Genomic DNA, 10,673 nt, shown 5'->3' with positions numbered 1-10,673 from the left:
GGCTGAGCGGATTGCTTAAACCGGCGATCGTGCGGCGCCAGACAACCAGATGATTCTGCGGCCTTCAGAGCAAAACCCTGCCCCGGAACGATACAAATGCTTGGTGTTTTAAAGTGTCGTTCCGGGGCGAATTGTTTTGCGTGCCGCATAATCATTGCCGTTGACTGGAAGAAGCCGGACGCGCCGAAAAGAGAGGATCGTAAGGAGATACCTCTCCTTACAGGGGGCCAGGGGCTTGCCCCGGAAAGGCGTTTCAGACTGAAAAACAGTCGTCGATTAATGCTGCAGTTTGGAGTGACACAAGGTCACTCCAAATTGTGGGACAGCAGTGGCGTTATAGCCGCTCTTTATCTTTCACGCTGTAGCGTTTAAACAATGCATAGTCATAGGGGATATTCATGGTCAGATCCCTTGCCTGCCATAACGCCCCCTCTGAAGGCCGGCAAAAATCGTAAGCAGGCTTCATAAAGTTAATACCTTCCGGCGCCTCCTGGTAGCGGTTAACCGTATCGTCGTATAACAGCACCATACAGCTGATACAGCGGTAGTTACCATCGGTCCGCGGATTGTTGTAACAGGTTCCCAGCCGGATGGTTAAGCCCTGTTCACGGATGACATCCAGCAGTAACCCCTCAGTCAGACGAATCAGTCCACTCTGGGCATTTTCATCAATCGGGTAATCATCAGCAATTTCAAGTCGTTCAAAATGTTCCGCCTGTATTGCCTTAATTTCTTCAGCTTTACGCTCCGGATCGATGATTTTATTGATGTCGAATGGATAACGGACCTCAGGAGCATCAACAGCGACGGTAAAATCCTGTGCCGATGCCGAACTCCCGGCCCAGGCAAAATCTGCGTCATCATTTTCATCGCGGGCTTCCGGTACATTATCCAGATCTGAAAACTCTTCTCCGCCCAGATGCAGCACATTAATCCGGAAGCTTTCCCAGTGCGTTGGAATATGATGAAAGCCCACGACAAAATGCAGAAATAACAGCATCAGGATGAACATCACCAGTAGCGAACGCCCATGTTTATGCAGCCAGGACGCCGTTCCGTTTTTTTGCACATTATTATCCATATTTTTTCCTGAGCAGATGCAACGTCATGATTAAAAGATCTGACAACGCGCGACGATGACAGAAACGCGGCAATAACAGAGGCGCGACAATAACAGACACACGACGATAAACCAGTGGCCAGCATGCGGCAGAAAAACAGAGTGCGCCCCTCTGTAAACAGTCCTGGCAGATCAATTTTCCCTGCTGCCACCATCTGGCAGATACAAAAAAGCCCGGAAATCCGGGCTTCTTCACTATCCGTTGATCGCCAGCATCAGTAACGTAATTCGATACCGGCCTGCCAGTAGCGGTCATCGGCTGGTGTGGCTTTTACCTGCACGCCGGTGGTATCGGTTGCCACAATACGGCGATGACGCATCTGGCCCAGCTCTGCTGTCAGCCATAAAGCACCGCGCCAGTGAAATTCACCACCCAGTCCAAGCTTCCAGTTAGTGTAATTTGCCTTAAACGTACCGGTCTGATCTTTCACTTCTTCAACCCAGACACCACCGGCCGGACGCAAATGCACATAGGACGATAAATCATTGCTCCAGCGTGTCTGGATTCTGGTTTGCGGAAAACCCAGTAACACTTCGGTGTCGCGTGTTGCTTTAGTTGCCATACCGATTACCGGACGCGGGTTAAAGTCACCGAACTCACGATTAACAGTAAGACCGAACTGCCAGAACGCACCGCTGCGACGGTAAATGCGACCAATCAGATCGGCATTCATCGCCAGGCTCTCGCTGTCAAGGACATTAAAATCGGTCATAAAGCCCGGCTCTGCACGTAATAAAAACTCGGCATTTTTGCCACGCTTCTGACGATACTCCAATGGTAAAGAAATCCAGAAATAATCGTTTTGTAAGGCGGTGGTGCCGCTCCAGCGGAATTTACTCATATCCAGATGAAATGATGATGAAACCTGCTCTGCTCCGCGTTTTTTGTACTCCAGTGGCAGTGTCAGGCTCAGCTCGCTGCGGCCAAATTCTGTTCCGGCACCGTTTTCCGGTGCCGCCGGCCCTTCATTGGCCCAGTACAGGCCATTAGCTGCAGCAGCCCAGCTGCACAGGCAGCCTGCCACTACAGTGCCGATATTACGTACATCAATTCTCATCGGAATAAAGGTCATTGTATGCTTCCTGAACGCTGGCATAACTGGCCAGTGCACCTGTCGATTGCTCATTTTTGCGGACGGTATCGAGTGCGGTCAGAACATCGAGAACATTCTCGAAACCGGCCACTATATCGTCCGGTGCTCCCGCCTCTTTCAGCAGATCAGTGTAGTTGGCAACGTAGTCAAATGCTTCGGTTTCGGCGCGGCGCTGAGCTGGTGTGGCACGTTCATCCATACGGCCAATCACATCCACAACATTCAGTAATGATTTGGCGGCTTCGCTGTCACCATCCACGGCTTCGTTCAGAATAAAACTGTTAAGAAAATTGGAAGCCTCGGCAATGGCTGATACCTGCTGTGTTTGCCCACCCAGCGCCTGAAAATCACTGTTGGATAAAAAGCCATCTTCATACAAGCGCTGGGTCAGCGCCGGAATCTGGCTGGAATTAATAGTGCCGGAAAAAAACTCTGCACTGATGCGGCTGAGTTTTTCTGCGCGATAGGAAAAAGAGACTTTATCACTGCTGTCGGCATTGATCTGGCTTGCAGCCGGAGCCGCAGACCTGGACTGACCGGCCGCAGCCGCCTCACCACTTTCAGCGGTCTGGCTGCTGTCGCCATTCAGCGCGCCGGTTGTTGAAGCAACGCTTTTACCCAACATCGCCAGCAGGTTCTGATAACCGGACGAGGAATTATTGATATCCACCTGACATCCTCCCAAAGAGACTGAAAAGAGAGGAGCAATTACCAGGCCAGACGAACAATCCTGTTAATAATCAATAATTTATAAATAAAAGCGGCAAGCACTCGCCGCTTTGCGTCAGCTTTTTGCCGCTACTTTCCCTTTTGGCCATCCGTATCCTGAGCCGCGCCGGGTACGCGCGCACGACGGGTAATATGCTGACGCAGACTGTGTACGCCCCAGTACACGGCCCCCAGCACAACGGGTAAGGCAATGCCTTTCAAAAGATCGCTGTTGATATTCAGACCCGCTGCTTTCAGGGCGGTAAAAGCAATGCCAAGCAAAGCCAGAATGTAGTAACCGATGGCCACTACCGACAAGCCTTCCACGGTTTGCTGTAGCCGCAGCTGCAGCTGGCTGCGGCGGTTCATGGAAGACAGTAAATGCTGATTCTGCTCCTGAATCGACAGGTCGACGCGGGTACGTAACAGACTGGTGGTGCGGTTGATGCGGCGTGATAAATCTTCCAGCCGGTCACGCACCGAGTTACAGGTTTTAATGCCTGGCGTCAGGCGCCGTTCAAGAAACTCACGCAGACTCTGCATGCCTTCAATCGGGCTTTCTTTCAGCTGGCGCAGACGGTCACGCACCAGATCGTGGTAGGCCACGGCCGCCGAAAAACGGAAGTTGGTGTTGGAGCGGTGACGTTCCACTTCCGCCGCCAGCTGCGACAACTCCTGCAGCAGCACACGCTCGTCTTTGCCGGCATCAATATCGGAAATACTCTGATTCAGCGTCGCCAGGTTATCTTCGATACGGCTTAATTCGCCGCCCATCTGACGGGCAATCGGCAGCGCCATCAGCGACATCAGGCGGTAGGTTTCCAGCTCGAATAAGCGTTGTACCAGGCGCCCGGTCTGATACGGTGTCAGTTGTTGAGTCGTAGTTGCGGCGCCTTTATTGCACACCACGATGCGGCCAAAACCATCAGAATGCAGCTTAAAGGCTGTCCATACCTGGGCTTTATCATCGGCCACCCAGGCGCCGGAAACCCGCTGCCCCTCAAACCAGCGCTGAATCTGTTTCTCATCCGGCTGCTCGCCGACCAAGGCCAGATTCACCGCCACCACCAGCTCACCGGGCATTGCCGCCAGCCAGTCTTTCGGTACAAAGCTCAGCGCATCGGCAGAAAAAGGCTCAACATCGGGACAGATAAAGGTGAAGTTGGCAAACTCCAGGTGACGCTCCCAGCGCAGCTCAAAACCACCGAAATCCTGATACAGGCAGGACGATTCCGGTGCAGGCGCAGGAACGCTGAAACGACGGCAAAGATCGACCACATGGGCATGCAGATCTTCGCGGTTATCGTTCAGCAGAACCGTGAAGTGGGCAACGTGACAGCTGCCTTCAATGATCGGTGAAGGACGGTTGTGAAGCTCTTCATACAGAGCCGAACGCCATGGATGCACCTTCAGGGCGACCGAAGGTGCGGCGATGTCCGGTGCCTGATCCGTTAGGGCGTTTTTCATAATTCCATCCCGCTGCCTGCTATAAAAGTGCGCGGATTCTACCCAAGCAGACGCACAGATGCGACTTTTCAGGCCGGTTCGCGCTCTTCCTCAGCAGCAATGGCCCCTGCCGGCAACAATTCGCTTAATGGCATATCGAGCAGACTACTCCGCTGCTCAAGCCACTGTTGCTGCCAGTTCTGCAGAGCGCGGTACGCCGCTCCACTGATGTTATCGGGTAACGGCTGCTGCAATTGCTGCAGTGTCAGTGTGCGGAAAAAAGACGCCAGACTGAGACCATTCAGATCGGCAATCCATACCCATTGCTGATCCTGCGTCTGGGTCGCCCAGCCCTGCTGCTGAAACTCCTGCAGCAGGCGTCCGACATCGGCCGCTGGCAGATCACGGGCCAGCCGGCACAGGCGTGCTTCATCCGGCAGCTGACCGGATTGCTGTGCCTGCCACAGCGTCTGCAACAGCAACAGGCGCTGCCATAACAACGGCAATCGGCGCTTCTGGCTGCGTACATGGCTCAGGCTGTAGCTCAGCTCTGCGCCCAGCAATAACAGCATCCAGGCCAGATAAATCCACAGCAGAAACAGCGGAACCGCGGCAAAGGCACCGTAAATTAACTGGTACGACGGAAATAACCCGACCATTTTGGCAAACAGAAACTTACCGGCTTCAAATACCGTAGCCACCAGTACCGCCGCCAGTAAGGCATTACGCCACGGCACGCGGCAATTGGGTACCAGCATATACAGCGCACAAATAGCGCCACTGCTTAAAAGCCAGGGCAACAGCCTGACGGGTAAGGCAACCTGGCCGGTTAAGGCACCGGCATCCTGCCACAAAGGCATCGCCGCCAGCAGCGAGCTGGCGGCGAAGGCAGCCCCGAACAACAGCGGGCCAAGACTGAGTACCGCCCAGTAACGGAAAAAGGTTTGCAGGCCGGAACGCGGCTTATCGACATTCCAGATGCGGTTGAACTGCATCTCGATGGTACGCAACAACATAAAAGCCGTTACAAACAGAAAAACGACCCCAACCCAGGTCAGCTTGCGCGCCTGTTGGCTGAACTGCACCAGATAAGCCGAAATCGTTTCACTGCCCTCCGGCATGACATAAGCCAGAAGCTCACCGTGGGCCTGATCGCCCCAGCTTTGCAGCTCAGGAATGGCACTGAGAATGGCATAGGTCACGGTGATCACCGGCACCAGCGCAAACAGTGTGGTGTAAGTTAACGCAGCTGCATCACGGCGCCGCTCTTCCCCTTCGAAGCGTTTCAGTGTCTGCCATAAAATCTGGCCTGTCAGGCGTAAACGCCGCCAGAAGCGCCGCACCGGGGTAAGAATCGCTGCCGCTTCCTGTCCACTGACTGTCATATTCAATTTCCCGTTCGTCTGAGTGCTGCCGGAAACAAAAATACCGGCTTTTTACGCAAGCTTTTCCTCAGCGCGGGCATCCTTTGTTAAGATACCGGCCATTCAGTCCGTGAGACAAAATTGCCCGACAGGCTGTTCACGGCCGCCAGACATCATCCGCTGCCGGTAATTCCGGACAACGACACAGGACACGCAAAGCATGAGCGAAATACAGATCTACCACAATCCTCGCTGTTCCAAATCCCGCGAAACCCTCACCCTGCTGCAGGAACAGGGCATTGAACCAGAGGTGATCGAATATCTGAAGGATGTGCCCTCTGCCGCCGAACTGAAAAGCGTGCTGAGCAAACTGGGCATCGGCGCCCGTGATCTGCTGCGCACAAAAGAAGCCGAATACAAAGAAGCCGGCCTCGACAATCTGCAGCTGAGCGATGATGACATCATTGCCGCCATGTGCGCGCACCCAAAACTGATTGAACGCCCGATCGTGATCAAAGGATCACAGGCGCGTATCGGCCGGCCGCCACAACAGGTTCTGGAGATTCTGTAATGGCCCAGCCTTACGTTCTGGTGCTGTATTACAGCCGTCATGGCAAAACGGAGCGCATGGCACAGCAGATGGCGCGCGGTATCGAAAAAGTCAGCGGTATGGAAGCCAGGCTGCGTACCGTGCCGGAAGTTTCGGCCGATACCGATGCCAGCCTGCCAGCGGTTCCGGACAGCGGCGCCGTATACTGCAGCGCCGATGATCTGAAACACTGCGCCGGCTTGCTGCTTGGCAGCCCGACGCGCTTTGGCAATATGGCCGCACCACTGAAGTTCTTTCTCGATGGCACCAGCCCGTTGTGGCTGACCGGCGCGTTAATCAACAAACCGGCCGGGGTGTTTACCTCCAGCTCGTCACTGCACGGCGGCCAGGAAAGCACCCTGCTGAGTATGGCGCTGCCACTGCTGCACCACGGCATGGTATTCGCCGGTATACCCTACAGCGAAGCCGCCCTGCTCAATACCCAGAGCGGCGGTACACCTTACGGCGCCAGCCACTGGGCCGGAGCCGATAACAATAACGAACTGAGTCAGGCCGAAAGCCAGCTCTGTCAGGCGCAGGGGCAACGTATTGCCACCCTGGCCAAAGCACTGGCGGAGGCCAACTGATGAAAACCCTGAATGCATACCGCATCATGCTGGCCAGCTATCTGGCGGTTCTGCTGGTGTTACTGTACGGCACGCTGAGCAACGCTCCGGCGGGCAGTGAAGGCACTGCCAATTACGCTGTTGGCGTACTCTGGTGGCTGATTAAAGTGCTGCCTTTCCTGCTATTTATTCCCGGCCTGATCAAGCGCTCACACAAAGCCGCGGCCTGGCTGTCGTATATGGCGATTCTGAGCTTTGCCGTACTGGTTGGCCTCGGCTCATTCACGGCCGCCAGCCTGTGCATCGTACTGTTCCTCAGCAGCATGCTGTACACCCGCTGGGCCAAGGCCGATGCTGCAGCTGTCAATCAAACGGCTGCAACCACCCACGAATAACAGGAATTCATACCATGAAACTGACCGTGTATTTATCCGGCGAAATTCATACGGACTGGCGCGCTGACATTGCCCGTGGCGTTGCTGATGCCGGGCTGGACGTTGAACTGACCGGGCCAAATACCAATCATGGCGCCAGCGACGACTGCGGCGACCAGATTCTGGGCGCCGAAGAGAAAGCCTTCTGGAAAGATCATAAGGCCGCCAAGATCAATGCACTGCGTACCCGCAAGCTGATTGCCGATGCCGATATTGTGGTGGTGCGTTTTGGTGATCAGTACAAGCAGTGGAATGCGGCCTTTGATGCAGGCTACGCTGCGGCGCTGGGGAAATCGCTGATCGTGCAACACGATCCGGCCCTGACTCACCCGCTGAAAGAAGTGGATGCTGCGGCAATGGCGGTCTGTGAAACGCCGCTGCAGGTGGTGGAGATTTTACGTTATATCAACCGCGACAGCTGAACTGTTCAAACCGCTGTTCAGCGCGCCAGCAGTCATGCCCGGGAGCCTGCTTCAGGCTCCCACAATCAGAACGATTACTCGTCGTCCCAGTCACCATCGGTACTGTCATCGGCAATCTCGGTGGTTACCGGCTCGCCACATTTGGCGCACTTACCTTCGATAAAGATCACACCTTCCTGCTCAAATTCTACCGGCTCAACCATGCCCAGATCGGCTTCCATACAGTTGTTGCACCAGGTCTGGCTCAGGAAAGCATCCTGATCTTCTTTATCACGTGCGAAAAAGTCGCGTTCAGTTCGTTCCATTGTGTTACTCCGGTTTTAATACTAAATCACCACAGAATGGCGTGAGATTATCAGGATATTCCCCGAAAAATACTGCGGTTTATTCTACGCTTTATAGCAAAGCCTGAATATGGATCCTGTTAATGAATGTAAAACATCAATTGGTACTGACGATTGTTGCCAGCACCCTCTGCGCCGTTATTCTGACAGCCTTCATTGGCAGTGAGACTTCCGTAACCACCGCCAGGGAAGGTGCTGACCAACAGGTTGTTCAGGCATTAATCAGCCGCCGTGACCTGAATAAAGCCAGCATCGAACGCTATCTGGCAACTCTTGAATCCCAGCTGATTACCTTAAGCAGCAGCCCACTGATCCAGCAATCTGCCGTGCTGCTGAAAACCGCGTTCTTCGATTACCCGCTGCAGTACGGCGAAGCACTCGATGAACAGCCGTTAAAAAACTACTACGCCAACGATTTCAACGCCACCTTTGCAAGACTGAACGACGGCCAGAATGCGCCGCAACAGCAGCTATATTCCCAGCTGGGTGATAATGCCCGTTATCTGCAAAGTGCCTATATCAGCGGCAACAGTCACCCGCTGGGCGCCAAAGCCGAACTGATCGCGCTCAACAATGGTACTGAATACGATGAGCTGCACCGCACCATTCATCCTTATCTGCGTCAGTTTCAGCAGCGCTTTGGCTATTACGATGTATTTATCGCCGATGCTGACAGCGGGCATATTATTTACTCGGTCTTTAAAGAGCTGGATTTTGCCACCTCTCTGCGCACCGGCCCCTATAAAGACAGTGGCATCGCCGACGTATTCAACAAAGCCATGAGCCTGCCAGAAGGCCAGGTCGCATTCAGTGATTTTGCCGTTTACATGCCCTCTTACAATGCCCCGGCCTCTTTTATTGCCACGCCCATTTTTACCGATGGTAAACGCAGCGGAGTCCTGATCTTTCAGATGCCGGTCGATAAAATTAACGGCATTATGACCAACGACAGCCGCTGGGCTGAAGTCGGCTTTGGCCAATCCGGCGAAAGCTATCTGGTCGGCCAGGATATGACACCGCGCAGTCAGAGCCGTTTTTTAATCGAAGACAAAACCGCCTATCTTAAGGCTCTGCAGCAGGCTGGCTTATCCAAAACGCTGCTGAATGAAATTGATCAGCGCAATTCCTCCATTGGCCTGCAGCCGCTGGATACGCCATCGGTCAAAAAAGCATTACAGGGCGAAAGTGGTATACAAACCATCAACGACTACCGTGATGTTCCCGTACTGTCGGCCTATACCTATATCGATTTTGTCGGCACCCGCTGGGCACTGATCAGCGAGATTGACCGCGATGAAGCCTATGCAACGGTCAGCCAGATGACAGACACACTAATCCGTAACAGCATCATTCTGATCCTGGTAATGGCCGGTCTGATGACGGCAATTGGTATCTGGAGCGGTAACCGCGTCACCCGCCCGATTGTCAATGTGATTGACCGGATTCGTCAGGTCGCTGAACGGCGCGAACTAAACGCAACCTTCAGCGAAAAAGGTGCTGCCGAATTTGTTCAGCTGGGTCAGGCACTGAATCAGTTATTCCGTCAGCTGCAATCATTTTTTGGTGAAATGCAGCAGACCGCAGATACCCTGACCCGCCATTCGGAACAACTGAAAAAATCGAGTAACGCTACAGCCGATCAGGTGACCCAACAAAACGAAGAAGTGAATTCTGCAGCAACCGCCACCACCGAAGTCAGCGCGTCAGTGAGTGAAGTGGCAAGCCACGCCGAGCTGGCCGCCGAAAATATGCGCAACACCCGTAACCGGGTAAAAGAAAGCCACGACATGTCCAACACCGCACGCACCACCATCAACCAGCTGCAGCAAAATATGAGCGTATCTATTGCTGGCATGGAACAACTGGCCAAAGAAAGCGAAGGTATCGGTGCGGTGCTGGATGTGATTCAGACCATTGCCGAACAAACCAACCTGCTGGCGCTGAATGCGGCCATTGAGGCTGCCCGTGCGGGTGAACAGGGTCGTGGTTTTGCCGTGGTTGCCGATGAAGTCCGGACACTCGCCTCCCGCACCGCGCAGAGCACCGAAGAAATCCGCAGCAAAATTCAGTCACTGCAACAATGCGTCAGCAGTGCACAACAGGCCATGAGCACATCACAGGAAGGCACGGACGACAGTCTGGAAAAAGTGGAAGGAACCGCTCGCCTGATGGACGAAGTGTCAGCCCTGATCGATCAGATGGAAGAAATGAGTGCCCAGATCGCGACGGCAGCGGAAGAGCAAAGCTGTGTAACCACTGAAATCAGCCGCAATATTACCCATGTAAAAGACCTGTCTGATGGCATCCTTGATGCGACGGCCATGATTCAGAATTCCAGTGCGGATCTGGATAACATCACCACCACCATCCGCAGTCAGATCAGCGAGTTTAAATTCTGATACCCCTGACCGGTGTGCGGATAAAAATCTGAACGCACACCGGGCCTTCCAAACGCCACAGGGCAGCGATTTCCTTCCCGGGTAAAAATAATCCACTGGCACAAATGACTCTGCGCAATGAATGATTTTACCTGCATTCTTAGGGCCTGTTGACACTAAGTGAATCGGGCCTGCTGAGAGCCAGTTT

At 53.9% G+C, this 10,673-nt stretch carries 11 protein-coding genes; 5 read left to right on the top strand and 6 right to left on the bottom strand.

All coding sequences use genetic code 11. The annotated features are described in order from the left end of the window. Nucleotides 1-334: 334 nt before the first annotated feature. The 5 genes from LGT44_RS13400 to LGT44_RS13380 all read right to left on the bottom strand — a co-directional run bounded on the left by LGT44_RS13400 (nucleotide 335) and on the right by LGT44_RS13380 (nucleotide 5,753). Entirely contained in the window at nucleotides 335-1,081 is a 747-nt protein-coding gene (locus LGT44_RS13400) for a hypothetical protein (protein ID WP_230332483.1), read from the bottom strand. A 254-nt stretch (nucleotides 1,082-1,335) separates the two neighbouring features. Then, complete coding sequence (locus LGT44_RS13395) at nucleotides 1,336-2,193, bottom strand: hypothetical protein (RefSeq protein WP_145470157.1); 858 nt, start codon at nucleotides 2,191-2,193, stop codon at nucleotides 1,336-1,338. Continuing rightward, nucleotides 2,168-2,884 (bottom strand): hypothetical protein, encoded by a 717-nt coding sequence (locus LGT44_RS13390; protein WP_230332484.1) that lies wholly within the window; start codon nucleotides 2,882-2,884, stop codon nucleotides 2,168-2,170. Before LGT44_RS13390 ends, LGT44_RS13395 begins: the two co-directional genes overlap by 26 nt. Nucleotides 2,885-3,012: 128 nt before the next feature. Beyond that, a complete protein-coding gene (locus tag LGT44_RS13385) occupies nucleotides 3,013-4,389 on the bottom strand; it encodes a DUF3422 family protein (protein ID WP_230332485.1) in 1,377 nt (458 codons plus the stop codon). Between the two features lie 68 nt (nucleotides 4,390-4,457). After that, a complete protein-coding gene (locus tag LGT44_RS13380; protein WP_230332486.1) occupies nucleotides 4,458-5,753 on the bottom strand; it encodes a YihY family inner membrane protein in 1,296 nt (431 codons plus the stop codon). A gap of 199 nt (nucleotides 5,754-5,952) precedes the next feature. Between LGT44_RS13380 and arsC the strand changes: the two genes are divergently transcribed. The 4 genes from arsC to LGT44_RS13360 are packed head-to-tail and all read left to right on the top strand — an operon-like array spanning nucleotide 5,953 to nucleotide 7,743. Then, on the top strand, nucleotides 5,953-6,303 hold the full coding sequence (gene arsC / locus LGT44_RS13375) for an arsenate reductase (glutaredoxin) (protein WP_230332487.1): 351 nt from the start codon (nucleotides 5,953-5,955) through the stop codon (nucleotides 6,301-6,303). Then, nucleotides 6,303-6,908, top strand: coding sequence for an NAD(P)H:quinone oxidoreductase (gene wrbA / locus LGT44_RS13370; RefSeq protein WP_145470148.1), 606 nt, complete (start codon nucleotides 6,303-6,305; stop codon nucleotides 6,906-6,908). The genes arsC and wrbA overlap by 1 nt, the downstream gene beginning before the upstream one ends. Beyond that, the gene (locus LGT44_RS13365; RefSeq protein ID WP_145470146.1) at nucleotides 6,908-7,282 is read left to right on the top strand and encodes a DUF2069 domain-containing protein; all 375 of its coding nucleotides are present in this window, start codon (nucleotides 6,908-6,910) and stop codon (nucleotides 7,280-7,282) included. The genes wrbA and LGT44_RS13365 overlap by 1 nt, the downstream gene beginning before the upstream one ends. Before the next feature lie 14 nt (nucleotides 7,283-7,296). Next, a complete protein-coding gene (locus LGT44_RS13360; protein WP_230332488.1) occupies nucleotides 7,297-7,743 on the top strand; it encodes a YtoQ family protein in 447 nt (148 codons plus the stop codon). Nucleotides 7,744-7,817: 74 nt separating this feature from the next. Here LGT44_RS13360 and LGT44_RS13355 read toward each other — a convergent pair whose 3' ends face one another. Then, nucleotides 7,818-8,048 carry a hypothetical protein gene (locus LGT44_RS13355; protein ID WP_145470142.1) on the bottom strand — a complete coding sequence of 77 codons (231 nt, stop codon included), beginning with the start codon at nucleotides 8,046-8,048 and terminating at the stop codon, nucleotides 7,818-7,820. Between the two features lie 122 nt (nucleotides 8,049-8,170). Between LGT44_RS13355 and LGT44_RS13350 the strand changes: the two genes are divergently transcribed. Next, nucleotides 8,171-10,486: a methyl-accepting chemotaxis protein gene (locus tag LGT44_RS13350; RefSeq protein WP_230332489.1), complete on the top strand. Its 2,316-nt coding sequence runs from the start codon at nucleotides 8,171-8,173 to the stop codon at nucleotides 10,484-10,486. Nucleotides 10,487-10,673 lie beyond the last annotated feature (187 nt).

The sequence above is a fragment of the Thalassolituus alkanivorans genome (genome assembly GCF_020447205.1).
Classification (GTDB): domain Bacteria; phylum Pseudomonadota; class Gammaproteobacteria; order Pseudomonadales; family Oceanobacteraceae; genus Venatoribacter; species Venatoribacter alkanivorans.
This window is presented reverse-complemented; position numbering and strand designations above follow the sequence as displayed.